The following is a 19,322-nucleotide window of genomic DNA, read 5'->3' as shown; positions in this document are numbered from 1 at the left end:
TCCAGGGCTTGTCCCAGAGTGCAGGGCAGATTGCCCACGTGTTACTCACCCGTTCGCCACTAATCCACCCCGAAAGGCTTCATCGTTCGACTTGCATGTGTTAAGCACGCCGCCAGCGTTCGTCCTGAGCCAGGATCAAACTCTCCGTAAATGTCTACCCGTAATCGGGCACACACATCGGAAGAGCCGGGACTGTCAGTCGGAATAAGACCGACAGCCCACAGCGTCCTCGCTGTGTTTTGTTCTTCAAAGGAACCACCAACCCACCGACACGAGGTCAGGTAGGCCGGGGTATCAACATATCTGGCGTTGACTTTTGGCACGCTGTTGAGTTCTCAAGGAACGGACGCTTCCTTCGGTCCCGTCTCCGGGGCCCTCCGGGCGCTTCCCTTCGGTATTTCGTGTTTCCAACCTTACCAGATTCATTTGGCTGTTCTTGCCGCTTGAATTCCGGTGGCCTTTGGATGGGCCTTTGTTTCTCTGCCTCTCGGCTGTCCACTACTTTAACCGATTCCCCGCCCGGCTCATAATCGAGCCGCAGGGTCGGAATTTCGGCATGCCGAAATCCATACCCGTTGGGGTCGGATCGTAGGTAGAGGATGGCCGCTCCGGGGGCTGCTGAACAGCAGGACCCGTGTCAAGCGGCTCGGGCTACGTTAGGCGGATGAACGGGACGAGTCAAGTTCGTCTGCGCCGCGGCACGTGGGCGCGGTAAGGGCTCACCGAGGGGTCCCCGTCGATCCAGAAGCGCCACGGGTGGACCGCGCCGTCGCCGCCGACCCCGGTGCGGGGGCCGCTGCGGACCAGGTCATCCGCCACGGGGGTGCCCGCCAGGATCGCCAGGTCGGCGTCGGCGTCGGCGCACACGTCCGTACCGTTCAGGGCCCGGTCGACGCTCAGGGCCGTGGCCAGCCGGGCCGGGCCTTTGGCCAGTTCCCTGTCATGACGGGCCGAGAGTCGACGTTTGCGGGTGAGTTCGGCACCCACAGTGACCTGTCCCGCCCGCAGCAGGACCCCGCTCGCGGTGCCTTCGGGGCCGCACACCAGGTTGAGGCAGTGCCACATCCCGTACGTGAAGTAGACGTACGCGTGTCCGGGCGGACCGAACATCACGTCGTTACGGGCCGTGCGTCCCCGGAAGGCGTGCGAACCCGGGTCGATCGCGCCCGCGTACGCCTCCACCTCGGTGAGGCGGAGTTCTATCGTCCCGTCGTCGGTGTTCCGTACGAGCGTGCGACCGAGCAGATCGGGTGCCACCTCCAGGACCGGGCGGTCGAAGAAGTCCCTTGGCAGCGGCGTACGGTCGGGGGTCTCGATCATGACGTCCGAGGGTACCCGTGGAACCGGCTACGGTCGTCGCGCGTATGTAGGGGTCAGGACTAGGAGGAGTGAACACACATGGGTTTCAAGAAGCTGCTCGCGAGCATGGGCGCCGGCGGTGCGTCCGTCGAGACGGAACTGACCGAGTCGAACGTCGTCCCCGGTGGGGTCGTCCAGGGCGAGGTACGGCTCCAGGGCGGTTCGGTGAACCAGCAGATCCAGGGCCTGAACGTCGGTCTCCAGGCGCGGGTCGAGGTCGAGGGGAACGACCAGGAGATCAAGCAGGACATCGAGTTCACCAAGCAGAGCATCGGCGGGGCCTTCGAGGTGCAGGCCGGGGCGACGCACGTGGTGCCGTTCGGTCTGGAGATCCCCTGGGAGACCCCGATCACGATCATCGACGGGCAGCCCCTGCGTGGCATGAACATCGGGGTGACCACGGAGCTGGACATCGCGCGGGCGCTGGACTCGGGTGACCTGGACCCGATCAACGTGCACCCGCTGCCGGCGCAGCAGGCGATCCTCGACGCCTTCATCCAGCTGGGCTTCCGCTTCAAGGCGGCGGACATGGAGCGGGGGCACATCCGGGGGACGCGCCAGCGACTGCCGTTCTACCAGGAGATCGAGTTCTTCGCGCCGTCGCAGTACCGGGGGCTGAACCAGGTCGAGCTGTCGTTCGTCGCGGACGACCGTGAGATGGACGTCATCCTGGAGATGGACAAGAAGCCGGGTCTGTTCGGCGAGGGCAGCGACTCGTTCCGGGCGTTCAAGGTCGGTCTCGGGGACTTCCAGGGCACGGACTGGTCGGCGTACCTCAACCAGTGGCTCGCCGAGGTGGGCGGCCGTCGCAACTGGTTCTAGTCCGCGACCTAAGCTCGGGGCCGTAAGACAGATCAGGCAGGCCAGCCTATTCGGAGGTTCGAACGTGACCGAGGCAAAGAGGGCTCCGCTTCCTCATGACTTCCTTCCCGAGGTGCCGTCGTTCACCGTGGTGAGCGACGACGTCACGCCGGGCGCGGTGCTGAAGGACGCCCAGGTCTACGCCGCGGGGAACGTCTCGCCGCAGCTGCGGTGGTCGGGTTTCCCGGCGGAGACCAAGAGTTTCGCCGTGACGTGCTTCGATCCCGACGCGCCGACCGGCAGCGGTTTCTGGCACTGGGTGCTCTTCGACATCCCGGCCTCGGTCACCGAGCTGCCGGCGGGTGCGGCCAGTGGCGGTTTCGAGGGGCTGCCGAAGGGCGCCGTGCACGGCCGTAACGACTACGGGACGAAGGACTTCGGTGGCGCGGCGCCGCCCGCCGAGGATCCCCGGCACCGTTATGTGTTCACCGTGTACGCGGTGGACACGGAGGCGCTGGGCGTGGACGAGAACGCGTCTCCGGCGTTCGTCGGATTCAATCTGCGCTACCACACGCTGGCTCGCGCGCAGCTCGTCGGGGAGTACGCGGCCTCCGACGCGAGCTGACCGTTCGCCTGTTGTTTGCCCTGCCCTGGTCTTGGAGAGACCAGGGCAGGGCATTTTTTATTGTGTTGTCCCTCTCGGCGTGCCCGGCCAGAGTTGATCCAAGCCCGCCGGACGGCGGGCCGGCACACGGGAGGTGGGCGGGATGCGGGACACGCTGGTACTGAATGCGAGCTTCGAGCCGCTGTCGACGGTGACTCTCAACCGTGCGGTGGTGCTGGTGCTCCAGGACAAGGCCGTGGTCGAGCAGGCCCATCCCGGTCTCCGTGTGCGGGCGGCCACCGTGGTGCTGCCGGTGCCCCGGGTGATCAGGCTCTGCCGGTACGTACGGGTGCCGTTCCGAAGACAGGCACCGTGGTCCAGACGGGGTGTGCTGATACGCGACCAGCACCGGTGCGCGTACTGCGGCCGGCGTGCGACGACGGTGGACCATGTGGTGCCGAGGTCGCGGGGCGGTGCGGACAGCTGGCTGAATACGGTCGCTTCGTGCGCCGAGGACAACCACCGGAAGGCGGACCGTACGCCGGAGCAGGCGGGGATGCCGCTGCTGCGGCAGCCGTTCGTGCCGTCCCCGGCGGACGCGATGCTGTTCTCGCTGCGGGCGGGCGAGCGGACGGAGCTGCCGGGCTGGCTGGCCGGCGTGCAGCCGGCGGCGTAGGGCCCCCGCCGGTCCGGTGGGATCAGCCCGCCTGTCCGGTGGGATCAGCGCAGGATCAGCTGGACCAGCGCGCATCCGCCGACGGCCACGATGAGTCCGCGCATGAGCGTGGGTGACAGGCGGCGTCCTGCCTTCGCGCCGAGCTGGCCGCCGAGGGCGGAGCCGACCGCGATGAGCAGGACGGCCGTCCAGTCGAAGTCGGCGACGAAGAGGAAGAAGAGCGCGGCGACGCTGTTGACGACGGCCGCGAGGATGTTCTTCACGGCGTTGAGCCGTTGCATGGTGTCGTCGAGCAGCATGCCCATCAGGGAGAGGTAGATGATTCCCTGGGCCGCGGTGAAGTAGCCGCCGTAGACGCTGGCGAGCAACAGTCCGGTGAAGAGGAGCGGCCCGCCGTCCGGCCGGACGAGGGTGCCCTTCTCGGCGCGGCGTTTCTGGACGGCGGCGGAGAGCCTGGGCTGGAGGATGACCAGCAGCAGGGCGAGGGTGACGAGGACGGGCACGATCGTCTCGAACGCCGTGGACGGCAGGAGCAGCAGGAGTACGGCTCCGGTGAGGCCGCCGACGAGGGCGGCGGCGCTCAGGCGCAGGATGCGGCGGCGCTGTCCGGCGAGTTCGGCGCGGTAGCCGATGGCTCCGCTGATGGAGCCGGATATGAGGCCCAGCGCGTTGGAGACGGTGGCGGTCACGGGTGGCAGGCCGGTGGCGAGCAGGACCGGGAAGGTGATCAGGGTGCCCGATCCGACGATGGTGTTGATGGTGCCGGCGCAGATGCCCGCGACGAGGACGGCGAGCATCTCCCAGATGGTCACGGTGTGGCGGCCCTCCATGATCGGTGCATAACGCACCGATCATGCACGAAGGGGGGCGTGGGTCATTCCACCGGGGGGGCCGGTTTGCGTTCCTTGCCGGTGTTGAAGCCGGGTCCGCCGCCGGAGCCGAAGTTGTCGAAGGCTCCGCTGAGTCCCTTGAGGGCGTCGCCGATCTCGCTGGGCACGATCCAGAGCTTGTTGGCGTCGCCTTCGGCGATCTTGGGGAGCATCTGGAGGTACTGGTAGGCGAGGAGTTTCTGGTCGGGGTCGCCGGCGTGGATGGACTCGAAGACGGTACGGATCGCCTGGGCCTCGCCCTCGGCGCGCAGGGCGGCGGCCTTGGCCTCACCTTCGGCGCGGAGGATCGCGGACTGCTTCTCGCCCTCTGCGGTGAGGATCTGGGACTGGCGGATGCCCTCGGCGGTGAGGATCGCGGCGCGCTTGTCGCGGTCGGCGCGCATCTGCTTCTCCATCGAGTCCTGGATGGAGGTCGGGGGCTCGATGGCCTTCAGCTCGACGCGGTTGACGCGGATGCCCCACTTGCCGGTGGCTTCGTCGAGGACGCCGCGCAGGGCCGCGTTGATCTCCTCGCGGGAGGTGAGGGTGCGCTCCAGGTCCATGCCGCCGATGATGTTGCGCAGCGTGGTGACGGTGAGCTGTTCGATCGCCTGGATGTAGCTGGCGACCTCGTAGGTCGCGGCGCGGGCGTCGGTCACCTGGTAGTAGATGACGGTGTCGATGTTGACGACCAGGTTGTCCTGGGTGATCACCGGCTGGGGCGGGAAGGGCACGACCTGTTCGCGGAGGTCGATGCGGTTGCGGATGGAGTCGATGAACGGGACGACGATGTTGAGACCCGCGTTGAGTGTGCGGGTGTAACGGCCGAACCGTTCGACGATGGCGGCGCTTGCCTGCGGGATGACCTGGATCGTCTTGATCAGGGCGATGAATACAAGCACCACCAGGATGACCAGGACGATGATGATTGATGGCATCGCGTTCCTCGGGCCCTTCGCTGCCGGATGTTCCGATGATCGAGTTTGTCAGACCAGGCGTGTGCGTGGGGGGTGTTCGGCCGGTCTACATGACGACGGCCGTCGCGCCGTCGATGTCGACGACGTCCACCTGCTGTCCTGGTTCGAACGACTGGCCCGCGTCGAGGGTCCGTGCGGACCAGACCTCGCCGGCCAGTTTGACGCGGCCTCCGTTGCCGTCCACCCGTTCCAGGACGACGGCTTGACGGCCTTTCAGGGCGTCGATGCCGCTCGCGTGCACCGGGCGGCGCGCGTTCTGCCGCGCCGCGAGGGGCCGTACGACGGCGATGAGTGCCACGGACACCGCGGCGAAGACCAGGACTTGGGCCACGACCCCGCCGCCGAGGGACGCGACGATCGCTCCGGCGACGGCTCCGGCGGAGAACATCCCGAACTCGGGCATCGCTGTCAGGACGAGCGGAATGCCCAGGCCGACCGCGCCGATCAGCCACCACACCCATGCGTCGATTTCCACTTGTGCATGGTAGGTCCGGTGAACCCCGTCCGGACAGGGGCGATATCAGGTCATCCGGTCGACAGGGGCCTTGCGGGGGTGGTCACTTGAGCGGGAGGCCCTGCGCGGTCCAGCGGTCCCCGGTGCGCTCCACGACGAGCGGGAGGCCGAAGCAGAGGGAGAGGTTGCGGGAGGACAGCTCGGTCTCCATGGGTCCGGCGGCGAGCACCTTGCCCTGGCGGATCATGAGGACGTGCGTGAAGCCGGGGGCGATTTCCTCGACGTGGTGGGTGACCATGATCATGGAGGGGGCGTACGGGTCGCGGGCGAGGCGCCCGAGGCGCCGTACGAGATCCTCGCGGCCCCCGAGGTCCAGTCCCGCGGCGGGCTCGTCGAGGAGCAGCAGTTCGGGGTCGGTCATCATGGCGCGGGCGATGAGGGTGCGCTTGCGCTCGCCCTCGGAGAGCGTGCCGAACCTGCGGCCCAGGAACTCGGTCATGCCGAGGCGGTCGAGGAAGGCGCGGGCGCGCTGCTCGTCGACCTCGTCGTACTGCTCCTGCCAGGTGGCGGTCATGCCGTACGCGGCCGTGAGGACGGTCTCCAGGACCGTCTGGCGCTTGGGCAGCTTCTCCGACATGGCGACGCCGGCGATGCCGATGCGCGGGCGGAGGTCGAAGACGTCGACCTTGCCGAGGGTCTCGCCGAGGATGCGGGCGCTGCCGGTGGTCGGGAAGAGGTAACTGGACGCGAGGTTGAGCAGGGTGGTCTTGCCGGCGCCGTTCGGCCCGAGGATCACCCAGCGCTCGCCCTCCTTGACCGACCAGGAGACATCGTCCACCAGAGCGCGTCCGTCGCGGACCACGGATACGTCCACCAGCTCCAGTACATCGCTCATGAGCGCGTTGTCTCCCCATGCAATCGTCTCGAGTTCCGGGTGCGCCTGTGGGCGCGGTTCCCAGGGAAAACCTACGCCACCCATGGAGTGGTCCGGCCCTGAGGTCCGTTCCCTAGGCTGGGGCCATGCTTTCGCAACCACGCTCAGGATTGCTGGCCGCATGGGGAAACGCCCTCTTGGCCGGGTTTGTGTCGCCGGACGACGCCGTGCACGCCATCGTCGGCGAGGACGCGGTGCACCGGGTGGAGGGGCTGCCGGGTGAGGCGGGGCCCGTCGGGCTCACGCTGGCGCTGGGGCGGCTGCGGACGCTCGGGGTGACCGGGTACCGGGTCGCGCTGCCCGCGCCGGGCCATCCGCTGGGGCTCAGCGGTCCCCCGGACTTCAACGCCCGCGCGCTGGAGGCGGAGGAGGCGGTGGTCGCCACGGGCGCGCCGTACGGTCTGGTGCCCGAGGTGACGGCGGTGGGCCCGGCCGGGGACCGGCACGTCGAGGTGGTCTGGCACTGCCTGCCGGTACGGGAGGCGCCCCCGGCGGACGTGCCGTCGCTCGGGGAGGCGGAGCGGGAGCTGGCGGAGGCCCTGCGGGAGGCGACGGACGTGCTGTCGCGGCTGGACGTGGCGGCGTCGGGGCCGGTGGCGGAGGCGGCGCTGGACGCGTACCGGGCGCGGGCCGAGCGGGGCCGTGAGGTGCTGGCTCCCGGGTATCCGCCGCGCGCGGTGCGGGTGCTGGAGCTGGCGCAGCGGGTGGGGCTGCTGGTGGCGCTGGCGTACGAGCACGGGGACGGGGGCGCCGTGAGCGCGTCGGAGATGTCGGCGCGGGGCGCGGCGCTGCGGCCGGTGGAGCGGGTGGCGCGGCGGGCGCAGGTGGCCTCGTACAACGCGTATGTGGAGGAGCGGGAGCGGGGACTGCCGCCTGTGGTCTGAATCACGTGGGCGGGGGTCGTGCCGGAGACGTACGGAAGGACCGCACGGGGTCCCGTACGTGGCGCGTGTCACGTCCGAGGCCCCGGGACCGCCGGGGGATGACGGCGGGTCTCGGGGCCTCGTACGTACGCCAGGCGTCAGGCGTTGGTTCAGCGGTTCACGGAGTGGTTGCCGAACGCCGGGTTCAGCAGGCCGATGACGTTCACGGTGTTGCCGGTCAGGTTGACCGGGACGTGTACCGGGACCTGGACGGCGTTGCCGGAGGCGATGCCCGGGGAGTGCTGGGCCAGGCCGTCGGCCTGCGCGCCGGAGCCGCCACCGGTGGCGAACGCCGCGCCGGCGGAGGCACTCGCGGCGAGACCGGCGGTGACGATGACCAGGGCGGCCTTCTTGGCGACCTTCATGGGGTGTTCCTCAATCGAGAATCGGTAAGGGTGGAAAAGGGCGGTGCGGCGGGGCGCCGTCAGTGGTTGACGGCGGCGTTGCCGAAGGCCGGGTTCAGTACGCCGATGACGTTGACGCTGTTGCCGACGGCGTTGACCGGGACGTGCACCGGGGCCTGGACCAGGTTGCCGGAGGCGATGCCCGGGGACTTGAGGGCGGCGCCCTCGGCCTGCGCGCCGCCGTGGGCGGACGCGACGCCGGACGCGGCGGCGACGATGCCACCGGCGACGAGGCTGAGGGTGGCGGCCTTCTTCAGGTTCTTCATGTCGGGTTTCCTCCTCGGGGCGGCCGCGGCGGTGCGCCGCGGCATGCCATGGAGAACGCCCGGAAGACGATCAGGATGCGCCGTGTGGGTGACATACACCCGACGGTATGAATCTCAGACCGGATGATGAGGGTGCCGGTGGACCGTCCGATCAGCCGGTAATCCCATGTCGGACGGCCCAGAGGGCGGCCTGGGTACGGTCCGCGAGATCCAGTTTCATCAGGATGTTCGAGACGTGTGTCTTGACGGTCTTCTCGGAGAGCACCAGGGCGCGGGCGATCTCCCGGTTGGAGCGCCCGTCGGCGATGAGGGTGAGCACTTCGCGTTCCCGCTCGGTGAGGGTGGTCCCCCGGCCCTGGCCTCCGCCGGGGTTGTCCTGGGCCAGCAGGGCACCCGCGACCTCGGGCTGGAGCAGGACGTGCCCCGCGTGTACGGAGCGGATCGCGCCGGCCAGCGCATCGGGGTCGACGTCCTTGTACACGTAGCCGGACGCGCCGGCGCGCAGGGCCGGGACGACGGTGCGCTGTTCGGTGAAGCTGGTGACGATCAGCACCCTGGCCGGGTTCTGGAGGTCGCGGAGGGTGCGCAGGGCCTCGATGCCGTCGGTGCCGGGCATCTTGATGTCCATCAGGACGACGTCGGGCCGCAGTTCCTCGGCGCGGGCGACACCCTCGGCGCCGTCGGACGCCTCCCCCACGACCTCGATGTCGTCCTGGACCTCCAGGAACGTCCGCAGGCCGCGGCGGACGACCTGGTGGTCGTCCACCAGCAGGACACGGATGGTCTTGTCACCCACCGGGCACCTCCATCTCGATCGTGGTGCCCCGTCCGGGCGCCGATTGCACGGTGAGTCTGCCGCCGACGCCGCCGGCCCGGTCGCGCATGGAGACCAGCCCGAGGTGCCGGCCGGCCCGGCGGACCGCGCGGGGGTCGAAGCCCCTGCCGTTGTCGGTGACGCCGAGGACCACGCCGGTGCCCCGGCGGGCGAGGGTGACGTCGACCCGGTCGGCGCCGGAGTGCCGGAGCGCGTTGTGGAGGGCCTCCTGGGCGACCCGCAGCAGCGCTTCCTCCTGGGCGGCGGGCAGGGCCCGTACGGAGAAGCTGCCGAAGGTGACCCGGGCGGAGTGGGCGCGGTCCAGGACGTGGATCTGGGTACGGAGGGTGTGGACGAGGCCGTCCTCGTCGAGGGCGGCGGGCCGCAGCTCGACCACGGCGGCGCGCAGTTCCTCGGCGGCCTCGGCGGCGAGGGCGGTGACCTGCTGGAGTTCGTCCTTGGCGCGGGCCGGGTCGCGGTCGACCAGGGCGGCGGCGGCCTGGGCGGTCAGCCGCAGGGAGAAGAGTTTCTGGCTGACGGCGTCGTGGAGTTCGTGGGCGAGGCGTGAGCGTTCCTCGGCGATGGTCAGCTCGCGGCTGCGTTCGTGGAGCCGGGCGTTGGTGAGGGCGATGGCGGCGTGCTGGGCGAGGATGCCGAGGAGTTCCTCGTCCTCCTCGGTGAAGCCGCAGCCGCTGCCGGGCCTGGGGCAGCGCTTGTTGGCGAGGAAGAGCGCGGCGAGGGTCTCGTCGCCGTCCCTGACGGGCAGCCCCAGGAAGTCGGACATGTCGGGGTGGGAGGCGGGCCAGCCCTCGAAGCGGGGGTCCTGGCGTACGTCGGTGAGGCGCTGGGGCGTCTCGTCCTTGAGCATCGCGGCGAGGATGCCGTGCTGGCGCGGGAGCGGGCCGATGGCCTTCCACTGGTCGTCGCTGACGCCGTCGACCACGAACTGGGCGAAGCCGCCGTGGTCGTCGGGGACGCCGAGCGCCGCGTACTCGGCGTCCAGCAGTTCGCGGGCGGAGGCGACGATCGTCTTGAGGACGTCCCGTACCTCCAGGTGCCGGCTCATCGCCAGCAACGCGGTGCTCACCGCCGCGAGGCCGGAGCGGGGTCGGTGGCTCATGGCTTCACCGTACCGGCGGGTCGGACCCGTGTGATGAGGCCTAAGAGGGGGGCGACCAGGGCGTACGGCCTAGGCCGGAAGACCCTGGCGGGGTGGGCACGGACGCGGTCGGGACGTGGACGACGACCGGTCACGACCGCCGCGAGGCCACTCACCGTATGCATTGCTTGAGCAACGCGGGGTGAGCTCACCGCGCCCCCGATGTGAGCCCGCACATAGGACGTACGTCACTTACGAAGGCCGCTAGTCGACAAATGAGGCGGCTGTGAGCTTGCTACATGGCGAAAACGCACCATTCGCCCCCCTCCCCGTCCCACTACCCGGGGTCGTACGTCACACCTTTGCCACAGCATTTTGCGGCCGCTAAGAATTGCGTCCGTCGCCGCCGAGCAGGCTGTCGGCCACCCGGCCCCCGCGACTCCCCGCTATTCGAAGAGGTACGTCTCTATGTTCTCGTCACGCACCCCTGGCCTTGACCGTCTCAACCGGGCGCACAAGGCTTCGATCGCCGGCGTCGCCGCCGCCGGAGTCGCCGCCATCACCCTGACGCTCGTTCCGGGCGCCTCGGCCGACTCCAAGCCCTCGCAGGCGGTCACCGCCTCGCAGGCCGCCTTCACGGCGACCCCGGACACCGCTGCCCAGGCCGCGTCGCTGCACGCGAGCGTCTTCAAGCAGCAGACCTCCGCCGAGAACACGGCGAAGGTCCAGGCCGCGACGAAGGTCAAGGCCGCCGCGCAGGAGAAGGCCGACAAGGCCGAGAAGGCGAAGAAGGCCGCCGAGGCCAAGGCGAAGGCCGAGAAGAAGGCCGAGCAGAAGGCCAAGGCGGAGAAGGCCGCGAAGGCCAAGGCCAAGGCCGCCGCCGACGCGAAGAAGCGCGCGAAGGCCGCCGACGACGCCAAGAAGCGTGCCAAGGCCGCCGCCAGCCGGGCCGCCGCGCGGACCCCGGTCTACGCGAACAACCTGGACGGCTGGATCAAGGAATCGCTGTCCATCATGAAGAAGCACGGCATCCCGGGCTCCTACGAAGGACTGCACCGCAACATCATGCGCGAGTCGAGCGGTAACCCGAACGCGATCAACAACTGGGACATCAACGCCCGGAACGGCATCCCGTCGAAGGGCCTGCTCCAGGTCATCCCCCCGACCTTCGCCACGTACCACGTCAACGGCACGTCGAAGAACATCTACGACCCCGTCGCCAACATCGTCGCCGCGGCCAACTACGCCGCCGACCGGTACGGCTCGATGGACAACGTCAACAGCGCCTACTGAGCGCGGTGGCCGTCTGAGCGCGTCCGAACGCGTCCGAACGCGTCTGAACGCCGAAGAGGTCCCCCATGCCGGAGGGCGGCACCCCGCACAGGGGTGCCGCCCTCCGGCGCGGCGTTCTCACATCCGCACGACCGCTACTTGCGCATGACCTCCGGCTCGTGGCGGCGCAGCAGGCGCGCGACCACGAAGCCGCAGAGGACGCCGATCACGACGAGCACGATCATGTCGACCGACCACTGGGCGGCGGTGTGCTCCCACAGCGGGTCCAGGTCGTCGGGCTTCTCCGGGTCCCACGGCGCCATCAGGTGCGACAGGTCGAGCGTCGAGCCCGCCGCGCCCAGGGCCCAGCGGGACGGCATCAGCCAGGCGAACTGCTCCAGCCCCGGCTTGCCGAAGATCTGGAAGAGGGTGCCGGTGAAGACCAGCTGCACGATCGCGAACATCACGAGCAGCGGCATGGTCTTCTCGGCGGTCTTGACCAGGGCGGAGATGACCAGACCGAGCATCATCGCGGTGAAGCCCATGGCGATGATCGCGAGACAGATCTCGACGGCCGGGTGGGTGATCACTCCCTTCTCGGGGAGTTCACGGACCGGCAGCGCGATGGCGCAGATGATGACGGCCTGGAAGGCCGTGATCACCCCCAGCACGATCACCTTGGACATCAGGTAGGCCGAACGGGACAGGCCGGTGGCCCGTTCCCGTTCGTAGATGACCCGTTCCTTGATCAGTTCTCGTACGGAGTTGGCCGAACCGGCGAAGCACATCCCGACCACGAGGATCATCATGATGATCCCGGCGGTGCTGTTGAACCGGGAGGGCGGGGTGGGCGGTACGAGGCCGAACTTGGCCGGGATGACAGCGCTCACCCCGCCGAGGATCGCCGGCAGCAGGACCATCAGGCCCATGAAGCCCCGGTCGGACGCGATCACCGACACATAGCGCCGGACCAGGGTCCACAGCTGGGACGCCCAGCTCTGCGGCTTGGGCGGGCGCATCTGCTGCGCGGAGGGCATGGCCACGGACTGCGCGGCGATGGCGTCGATGTCGGCGGCGTACATCTGGTAGTGCTGCGAGCCGCGCCAGCGGCCCGCCCAGTCGTACTCGCGGTAGTTCTCGAAGGCCGAGAAGACGTCGGCCCACGTCGTGTAGCCGAAGAAGTTGAGCGCCTCCTCGGGCGGGCCGAAGTACGCCACCGAGCCGCCGGGGGCCATGACGAGGAGCTTGTCGCAGATCGCCAGCTCGGCGACGGAGTGCGTGACCACCAGGACCGTACGGCCGTCGTCGGCGAGGTCGCGCAGGAGCTTCATCACATCGCGGTCCATGCCCGGGTCGAGGCCGGAGGTCGGCTCGTCCAGGAAGATCAGCGAGGGCTTGGTGAGCAGCTCCAGGGCGACCGAGACCCGCTTGCGCTGGCCGCCGGAGAGCGCGGTGATCTTCTTGTCCTTGTGGATGTCGAGCTTCAGCTCGCCCAGCACCTCGTCGATCCTGGCCTCGCGCTCGGCGGGCTTGGTGTCGCCGGGGAAGCGGAGCTTCGCCGCGTATCTGAGCGCCTTCCTGACCGTCAGTTCCTTGTGCAGGATGTCGTCCTGCGGGACCAGGCCGATGCGCTGGCGCAGCTCGGCGAACTGCTTGTACAGGTTCCGGTTGTCGTAGAGGACGTCGCCCTCGTTGGCCGGGCGGTAGCCGGTGAGGGCCTTGAGCAGCGTGGACTTCCCGGAGCCGGACGGACCGATGACCGCGATCAGCGACTTCTCCGGGACCCCGAAGGAGACGTCCTTGAGGATCTGCTTGCCGCCGTCGACCGTCACCGTGAGGTGGCGGGCCGAGAAGGAGACCTCACCGGTGTCGACGAACTCTTCGAGCCGGTCGCCGACGAGGCGGAAGGTCGAGTGGCCGACGCCGACGATGTCGTGGGGGCCGATGGGCACGGTCCCGGACTTGGCTATCGGCTGGCCGTTGACGTACGTGCCGTTGTGGGATCCGAGGTCGCGGATCTCGTAGCGGCCGTCGGGGGTCGCGGTGAACTCGGCGTGGTTGCGGGAGACCTGGAGGTCGGAGACGACCAGTTCGTTCTCCAGCGCGCGGCCGATGCGCATGACACGGCCGAGGGAGAGCTGGTGGAACGTGGTCGGGTTGCGGTCACCGTAGAACGGTGAGGCTGCCGTGTCGGGCGCCTGCCCCTGACCCTGGCCCTGCCCTGCCGACGGGCCCCCGGGACCGCCCTGTTGGGGCACCTGGGGCTGCCGCGGCTGCTGCCAGCCCTGCTGCGGTACGGCCGGCCGCACCGGTGCCTGCGGGGCCTGCTGCTGGTACGGAGTCTGCTGCGGCCCGGCGGCCTGCGGGCTGTACGCGGCGGCGGAGAGGCTCAGCCGGGGCCCGTCCGTGGCGTTGCCGAGATGCACGGCGGAACCGGCCGCGATCTCCGTCTGATGGACCCGCTGCCCCTGTACGTACGTACCGTTGGTGCTTCCGTGATCTTCGATGACCCAGCCCCGGCCCCCCCAGCTGATGGTGGCGTGACGCCACGAGACCCGGGCGTCGTCGACCACGAGGTCGCCCTGCGGATCACGCCCCAGGGTGTACGACCTGGCCGGATCGAGCGCCCAGGTCCTTCCGTTCAATTCCAGTACGAGTTCGTGCACTCCATGCCCCACTAGTTGTCCCCCGAAGTTCCCCCATCGCTGGGGAGTCTAGGGATGGCGAACATCGGGGGGAACTATTTCAGGCGGGCCGCCTCCCGTGAAAACCGGGCCTCTTGAGTACCCAGGTACGAAGGGGTCCATGCGGGCTCTTTCGCCCCGTCCGTGATCACTTACGCCACGTCCGTGATCATGGGAGGTGTCCGCCGGGTGGTCGCGGTGTCCGCTGTACGGGACGCCCGGCCGGTCCCGGCGCCGCGCCCGCTACGGTGGGATCACCATGAGCGCACCGCAGCCCCGCCAGACCCCTGATGTCCCGACCGACGTCCCGGCCGGGATCCCGGCCACCGAGGTCCCGACCCTTCTCGTCAAGATCTTCGGGAAGGATCGCCCCGGGATCACCGCGGGGCTCTTCGACACCCTCGCCGCCTACGCCGTCGATGTCATAGACATCGAGCAGGTCGTCACCCGTGGCCGTATCGTCCTGTGCGCGCTGATCACCGCCCCGGCGGCGGGCGGCGCCACCGAGGGCGAACTGCGCGCCACCGTCCACAGCTGGACGGAGTCCCTCAAGCTCCAGGCCGAGATCATCTCCGGCAAGGGCGACAACCGGCCGCGCGGCAGCGGCCGTTCGCACGTCACCGTGCTCGGCAACCCGCTCACCGCGGAGTCGACGGCGGCCATAGCGGCGAGTATCACCTCGACCGGCGGCAACATCGACCGTATCTTCCGGCTGGCCAAGTACCCCGTCACGGCGGTCGAGTTCGCGGTGTCCGGGGTGGAGACCGCGCCGCTGCGCACCGCGCTGGCGACCTCGGCGGCGGGGATCGGGGTGGATGTCGCGGTCGTCTCGGCCGGGCTGGCGCGCCGGGCCCAGCGCCTGGTGGTGATGGACGTCGACTCGACGCTGATCCAGGACGAGGTCATCGAGCTGTTCGCGGCGCACGCGGGCTGTGAGGCGGAGGTCGCCGAGGTGACCGCCCGTGCCATGGCGGGAGAGCTGGACTTCGAGCAGTCCCTGCACGCGCGGGTGGCGCTGCTGGCCGGGCTCGACGCGTCGGTGGTGGACAAGGTACGGGCGGAGGTACGGCTCACTCCCGGGGCCCGCACCCTGATCCGTACGCTCAAGCGGCTCGGCTACCAAGTGGGCGTCGTGTCCGGGGGGTTCACCCAGGTCACCGACGCGCTCCAGGACCGGCTCGGGCTGGACTTCGCCGCCGCCAACACCCTGGAGATCGTGGACGGGAAGCTCACCGGCCGGGTGACCGGCGAGATCGTCGACCGCGCGGGCAAGGCCCGGCTGCTGCGGCGGTTCGCCGCCGAGGCGGGAGTGCCGCTGGCGCAGACGGTGGCGATCGGGGACGGCGCCAACGATCTCGACATGCTGAACGCGGCCGGGCTCGGGGTGGCCTTCAACGCGAAGCCGGTGGTCCGCAAGGCGGCGCACGCGGCGGTGAACGTACCGTTCCTGGACACCGTCCTCTACCTGCTGGGAATCACCCGCGAAGAGGTCGAGGAGGCCGAGACGCCGGAGGACGACCACCGCTCACAGGAGTGAGAGCCACTCCTGTGAGCCGGACGGTCCTGGATGTGGGTACGGCTCAGTCGTGCGGGGCCCAGAACTCCTGGAGCGTGCCCACTCCCAGCTCCACCGACTTCCAGCCCCGGTCGATCCCGATGACGGCGAAGGCGGCCGTCGGGAACCCGCTGCGGGTCATCCGGGCGATGTCGTCGCCCGAGTCCGGGCCGGCCATCGCGTCGGCGAGGGCGTGCATGCTCGGGTTGTGACCGACGAGGAGCAGGTTGTTCACGTCGTCGGGAGTCTCGTTGATCAGGGCGAGCAGCTCGCCGAGGGTCGCGTCGTACAACCGGTCCTCGTAGACGGTCCTCGGCCGCTGCGGCAGCTCGTGCACGGCCAGCTTCCAGGTCTCACGGGTCCGCGCCGCGGTGGAGCAGAGGGCGAGATCGATGGCGATCCCGGTCTCGGCGAGGCGGCGGCCCGCGACGGCGGAATCCGCACGGCCCCGGTCGGCGAGTGGCCTCTCGTGGTCGGCCACCTCCGGCCAGTCGGCCTTGGCGTGCCGGAGTAGAACGATCCTGCGGGACGTATCGGCGCTCATGCCCTCCAGCTTCGCATGAAACGCGCCCGCGGGCGCAGGGTGTTGGAACGGGCCCCCGGCACGGGTGAACAGTGCTACGACGTGCCGGAACGCTCGGGCGTACGCCCTGGTACGGCCCAGCGCGCCCCGCGCCCTAGCGGCCCCCGTGCCCCCGCGCCCTAGCGCCCGAGCACCTGGCGCATCAGGTCCAGGATCCGGGCGATCCCCGGATCGGTGGTCGCGGCCTGTGCCTGGCCGGGGCCCGCCATCAGGACGAGCAGGACGGCGAAGGCGACGGCGGGCAGGGCCAGGGCCCACCACGGGAGCCGGACCGCGAGGGCGTCGGCGGGCCTGGGGGCGGTGCGGGGGTACGTTCTGGCCGGCATGTCCGCCTCCGTGGGTCCGTGGTGTCCGACACCTCAGAACCTACGGATCGCGGGCGCTCCGGCCCATCCGGTGACCCACCCACTCACCCCTGACCCTGGCCCCCTAGGGGACGGTGGTGCCAGCCCCACCCCAGACGCGGGCAGACCGGGCAGAGCGGGCGGAGCGGTCAGGGGCCCGCGGTCACGGGCTGGCGATCGAGGCGATGATGCCGATGACCACCAGGATGCCGATGATCGTGCCGAACACGATGAGCAGCTTCTGCTGGCCGTTCTGGGGATTCGGGTCGAGGACTGGCATGCGCTCAGTCTCGCATCCTCGTTTCGTCCTCTATCGTCCGGTCCCGCCCGGCGATGACACCCGCCACCATCTGCGGCACCAGGAACCCGCCCATGATCAGCAGCGGCAGCCCCCATCCGCCGGTGTTCTGGTAGAGCACCCCGATCAGCAGCGGGCCGGGGATCGACATCAGATAGCCGGTGGACTGGGCGAAGGCGGAGAGCCGTACGACTCCGGCGCCGCTCCGCGACCGCATGCCGATCATGGTGAGGGCGAGCGGGAACGAGCAGTTCGAGATACCGAGGAGCACGGCCCAGAGCCAGGCGCCGGACGCGGGGGCGAGGAGGAGGCCCGTGAAGGCCGTCAGGCCGCACAGACCGAGGGCCACGGCGATCGGGCCCTGGTTCTTCAGCCGGGTGGCGAGCCGGGGGATCACGAAGGCCAGCGGGACGCCCATCACCATCGTCACGGCGAGCAGCAGCCCCGCCGTGCCCGCCGAGAGGCCGGCGTCCCGGAAGACCTGCGGCATCCAGCCCATGGTGATGTACGCGCCGGAGGCCTGGATGCCGAAGTAGCAGGCGAGCGCCCAGGCGGTACGGCTCCGGACGAGGCTCAGCCCGCGCGCCCCGGGAGCGCCCGCCGGGGACCTGGCGGCGGCGCCGCTGCGGTCCCGTACGAGAGCGGTCCAGGGCAGGACCGCGAGCGCGGCGAGCACGGCCCAGACCCCGAGGCCCACGCGCCAACTGCCACCCAGCGCCTCGGTCATGGGGACGGTCGCGGCGGCGGCGAAGGCGGTGCCGAGCGCCAGGGCCATCGAGTAGAGGCCGGTCATGGTGCCGACGCGGTCGGGGAAGTACCGCTTGACGATCACCGGCATCAGGACGTTGCTCACCGCGATGCCCATGAGCGCGAGGGCGCTCGCCGCCAGGAAGGCGGGCGTACCGGACGTGAAGGGCCGGATCAGCAGGCCGGCCGTGATGGCCGCCATGCCGGCGCAGACGACCGCGCCGGGGCCGAAGCGGCGGGCCAGGCGGGGCGCGGTGAAGCCGAAGACGGCGAAGCAGAACGGCGGTACGGAGGTGAGGACGCCGGCCACCGTGCCGCTCATGTGCAGCCCGCCGCGTACGTCCTCCAGCAGCGGGCCCAGGCTGGTGATGGCGGGACGGAGGTTGAGGGCGGCGAGAACCAGTCCGGTCACGACGAGCGGTGTCACCCACGCGGCGGGGCGCGGTGCCGGAGAATCGCCGGGCACACCCGGGGTGGTGGTGGCGGGCAGCCGGGTCTCGGTCCGGGTCTCGTCAGGCATGGGGCCATCATAGAATCATGGGATGATTGGTTGTCCAATCCCCTTCCGGACAGAAATCCCCCTCCAGACAGAGTTGGGAGCACCATGGCGCTGACCTCTCCCCGCCGTTCCGCCCTCTCGGACCAGGTGATCACCGAGTTGCGGAACCAGATCACCTCGGGCGCGTGGCCGGTGGGATCCCGTATCCCCACCGAACCCGAGCTGGTCGAGCAGCTGGGCGTGGCACGGAACACCGTCCGTGAGGCGGTCCGCGCGCTGGCGCACAACGGCCTGCTGGACATCCGGCAGGGGTCGGGGACGTACGTCGTCGCGACGAGCGAGCTGGCGGGCGTGATGCAGCGCAGGTTCGCGGACGCCGATCACCGGCACATCGCGGAGCTGCGCTCCACGCTGGAGTCGTCGGCCGCCCGGCTCGCGGCGGAGCGCCGTACGGCCAAGGATCTGCGTCTGCTGGACACGCTGCTGGCGCGCCGGGAGGAAGCGTGGGCGGCGGGGGACGCGGAGCGGTTCGTCACGGCGGACGCGACGCTGCATCTGGCGGTGGTGTCGGCCTCGCACAACGACGTGATGGTCACGCTCTACGCCGACCTGGGGCATCTGCTGCGGGACCGGCTGCGGACGGACGTGGGGGCGGAGCTGCGGCCGGAGAACCACATGGACCACGCGCGGCTGGTGACGGCGATCCGGGCGGGGGACGGGGAGGCGGCGGGCGCGGAGGCGGCGAGCCACGCGCTGCACTGCCTGGTCGAGAGGGTCTGAGCGGGTCCGGGCGGGTCGGCCCGGCCGGTACGGCTCCGGGGCTCCGGCTCCGGCTCCGGCTCAGCTCACGCGTTCGTGGGTGACCCACACCGACCGGACTTCTTTCCAGCAGCGGTCCGAGAGCTGGACGTAGCCGGCCGGGTGGAGCTCCTCCGGGGCGCTGTCGACGTCGACGTCCCACCAGCGGGCGCATTCGACGTGCAGGCGGACGCGGTCGGTCTCCGGGTACGGGTTGTGGCAGAAGGCGGTGGCGCGCGATCCCTTGATCTGCGTACGGCAGGTCGCCCGGTCCCGGTCCCTGTCCCGGCCCTTCTCCCGGTCCCGGCGCTTCTCCTCGCCGTCATGGTCGGGGCCGGGCCGCGCCGTCGCGGCGGGCGGGC

General features: G+C 70.0%; 22 protein-coding genes and 1 rRNA gene. 7 read left to right on the top strand and 16 right to left on the bottom strand.

The genetic code is table 11. The features are described from left to right. Together GT042_RS16470 and GT042_RS16465 are read right to left on the bottom strand one after the other, a co-directional pair. Positions 1–151, bottom strand: a 16S ribosomal RNA gene (locus GT042_RS16470); the annotation flags it as partial. 527 nt (positions 152–678) lie between these two features. Further along, the gene (locus tag GT042_RS16465) at positions 679–1,320 is read right to left on the bottom strand and encodes a DNA-3-methyladenine glycosylase (protein WP_161309472.1); all 642 of its coding nucleotides are present in this window, start codon (positions 1,318–1,320) and stop codon (positions 679–681) included. A gap of 78 nt (positions 1,321–1,398) precedes the next feature. Here GT042_RS16465 and GT042_RS16460 point away from each other — a divergent pair, with 78 nt between their 5' ends. The 3 genes from GT042_RS16460 to GT042_RS16450 all read left to right on the top strand — a co-directional run bounded on the left by GT042_RS16460 (position 1,399) and on the right by GT042_RS16450 (position 3,440). Beyond that, positions 1,399–2,181, top strand: coding sequence for a sporulation protein (locus GT042_RS16460; protein ID WP_161309471.1), 783 nt, complete (start codon positions 1,399–1,401; stop codon positions 2,179–2,181). 64 nt (positions 2,182–2,245) lie between these two features. After that, positions 2,246–2,785 (top strand): YbhB/YbcL family Raf kinase inhibitor-like protein, encoded by a 540-nt coding sequence (locus tag GT042_RS16455; RefSeq protein WP_161309470.1) that lies wholly within the window; start codon positions 2,246–2,248, stop codon positions 2,783–2,785. A 142-nt stretch (positions 2,786–2,927) separates the two neighbouring features. After that, positions 2,928–3,440, top strand: coding sequence for an HNH endonuclease (locus GT042_RS16450; RefSeq protein ID WP_161309469.1), 513 nt, complete (start codon positions 2,928–2,930; stop codon positions 3,438–3,440). Between the two features lie 44 nt (positions 3,441–3,484). Here GT042_RS16450 and GT042_RS16445 read toward each other — a convergent pair whose 3' ends face one another. The 4 genes from GT042_RS16445 to GT042_RS16430 all read right to left on the bottom strand — a co-directional run bounded on the left by GT042_RS16445 (position 3,485) and on the right by GT042_RS16430 (position 6,635). Further along, positions 3,485–4,252 carry a sulfite exporter TauE/SafE family protein gene (locus GT042_RS16445; protein ID WP_161309468.1) on the bottom strand — a complete coding sequence of 256 codons (768 nt, stop codon included), beginning with the start codon at positions 4,250–4,252 and terminating at the stop codon, positions 3,485–3,487. Between the two features lie 62 nt (positions 4,253–4,314). After that, positions 4,315–5,247 carry an SPFH domain-containing protein gene (locus tag GT042_RS16440; RefSeq protein ID WP_161309467.1) on the bottom strand — a complete coding sequence of 311 codons (933 nt, stop codon included), beginning with the start codon at positions 5,245–5,247 and terminating at the stop codon, positions 4,315–4,317. Positions 5,248–5,332: 85 nt separating this feature from the next. Then, positions 5,333–5,761, bottom strand: coding sequence for an NfeD family protein (locus tag GT042_RS16435; protein ID WP_161309466.1), 429 nt, complete (start codon positions 5,759–5,761; stop codon positions 5,333–5,335). A gap of 82 nt (positions 5,762–5,843) precedes the next feature. Then, positions 5,844–6,635 carry an ABC transporter ATP-binding protein gene (locus tag GT042_RS16430; protein ID WP_161309465.1) on the bottom strand — a complete coding sequence of 264 codons (792 nt, stop codon included), beginning with the start codon at positions 6,633–6,635 and terminating at the stop codon, positions 5,844–5,846. A gap of 125 nt (positions 6,636–6,760) precedes the next feature. On the opposite strand from GT042_RS16430, the gene GT042_RS16425 reads away from it, so the two are divergent. Then, positions 6,761–7,558, top strand: coding sequence for a hypothetical protein (locus GT042_RS16425; RefSeq protein WP_161309464.1), 798 nt, complete (start codon positions 6,761–6,763; stop codon positions 7,556–7,558). A 149-nt stretch (positions 7,559–7,707) separates the two neighbouring features. Here the strand turns inward: GT042_RS16425 and GT042_RS16420 are convergent, their stop codons facing one another. The 4 genes from GT042_RS16420 to GT042_RS16405 all read right to left on the bottom strand — a co-directional run bounded on the left by GT042_RS16420 (position 7,708) and on the right by GT042_RS16405 (position 10,201). After that, the gene (locus tag GT042_RS16420) at positions 7,708–7,962 is read right to left on the bottom strand and encodes a chaplin (protein ID WP_161309463.1); all 255 of its coding nucleotides are present in this window, start codon (positions 7,960–7,962) and stop codon (positions 7,708–7,710) included. A 59-nt stretch (positions 7,963–8,021) separates the two neighbouring features. Next, the gene (locus tag GT042_RS16415; RefSeq protein WP_161309462.1) at positions 8,022–8,267 is read right to left on the bottom strand and encodes a chaplin; all 246 of its coding nucleotides are present in this window, start codon (positions 8,265–8,267) and stop codon (positions 8,022–8,024) included. A 151-nt stretch (positions 8,268–8,418) separates the two neighbouring features. Beyond that, the gene (locus GT042_RS16410; RefSeq protein ID WP_161309461.1) at positions 8,419–9,063 is read right to left on the bottom strand and encodes a response regulator transcription factor; all 645 of its coding nucleotides are present in this window, start codon (positions 9,061–9,063) and stop codon (positions 8,419–8,421) included. Then, complete coding sequence (locus tag GT042_RS16405) at positions 9,056–10,201, bottom strand: GAF domain-containing sensor histidine kinase (protein WP_161309460.1); 1,146 nt, start codon at positions 10,199–10,201, stop codon at positions 9,056–9,058. Before GT042_RS16405 ends, GT042_RS16410 begins: the two co-directional genes overlap by 8 nt. Before the next feature lie 447 nt (positions 10,202–10,648). Here GT042_RS16405 and GT042_RS16400 point away from each other — a divergent pair, with 447 nt between their 5' ends. Next, positions 10,649–11,473 carry a transglycosylase SLT domain-containing protein gene (locus GT042_RS16400; protein ID WP_161309459.1) on the top strand — a complete coding sequence of 275 codons (825 nt, stop codon included), beginning with the start codon at positions 10,649–10,651 and terminating at the stop codon, positions 11,471–11,473. A gap of 134 nt (positions 11,474–11,607) precedes the next feature. Here GT042_RS16400 and GT042_RS16395 read toward each other — a convergent pair whose 3' ends face one another. Next, positions 11,608–14,130 (bottom strand): FHA domain-containing protein, encoded by a 2,523-nt coding sequence (locus GT042_RS16395; RefSeq protein WP_161309458.1) that lies wholly within the window; start codon positions 14,128–14,130, stop codon positions 11,608–11,610. Positions 14,131–14,395: 265 nt separating this feature from the next. Here GT042_RS16395 and serB point away from each other — a divergent pair, with 265 nt between their 5' ends. Continuing rightward, positions 14,396–15,673 (top strand): phosphoserine phosphatase SerB, encoded by a 1,278-nt coding sequence (serB, locus tag GT042_RS16390; RefSeq protein ID WP_161309457.1) that lies wholly within the window; start codon positions 14,396–14,398, stop codon positions 15,671–15,673. Between the two features lie 43 nt (positions 15,674–15,716). Here the strand turns inward: serB and GT042_RS16385 are convergent, their stop codons facing one another. From GT042_RS16385 to GT042_RS16375, 4 genes are all read right to left on the bottom strand, one after another. Further along, on the bottom strand, positions 15,717–16,235 hold the full coding sequence (locus GT042_RS16385; RefSeq protein ID WP_161309456.1) for a histidine phosphatase family protein: 519 nt from the start codon (positions 16,233–16,235) through the stop codon (positions 15,717–15,719). A gap of 158 nt (positions 16,236–16,393) precedes the next feature. Next, positions 16,394–16,600 carry a hypothetical protein gene (locus GT042_RS16380; protein ID WP_161309455.1) on the bottom strand — a complete coding sequence of 69 codons (207 nt, stop codon included), beginning with the start codon at positions 16,598–16,600 and terminating at the stop codon, positions 16,394–16,396. A gap of 181 nt (positions 16,601–16,781) precedes the next feature. Continuing rightward, positions 16,782–16,898 (bottom strand): SGM_5486 family transporter-associated protein, encoded by a 117-nt coding sequence (locus GT042_RS39870; RefSeq protein WP_272925724.1) that lies wholly within the window; start codon positions 16,896–16,898, stop codon positions 16,782–16,784. 4 nt (positions 16,899–16,902) lie between these two features. Next, a complete protein-coding gene (locus GT042_RS16375; protein ID WP_161309454.1) occupies positions 16,903–18,183 on the bottom strand; it encodes an MFS transporter in 1,281 nt (426 codons plus the stop codon). Between the two features lie 84 nt (positions 18,184–18,267). Here GT042_RS16375 and GT042_RS16370 point away from each other — a divergent pair, with 84 nt between their 5' ends. Further along, positions 18,268–18,942 (top strand): FadR/GntR family transcriptional regulator, encoded by a 675-nt coding sequence (locus tag GT042_RS16370; protein ID WP_161309453.1) that lies wholly within the window; start codon positions 18,268–18,270, stop codon positions 18,940–18,942. A gap of 60 nt (positions 18,943–19,002) precedes the next feature. Here the strand turns inward: GT042_RS16370 and GT042_RS16365 are convergent. Then, a partial coding sequence (locus GT042_RS16365) for a hypothetical protein (RefSeq protein ID WP_237530856.1) occupies positions 19,003–19,322 on the bottom strand: 320 nt, incomplete at its 5' end.

Source organism: Streptomyces sp. SID3212, assembly GCF_009865405.1.
Lineage (GTDB): Bacteria > Actinomycetota > Actinomycetes > Streptomycetales > Streptomycetaceae > Streptomyces.
The sequence above is the reverse complement of the archived record's forward strand: the minus strand, read 5'-3'. Positions and strand labels throughout refer to the sequence as shown.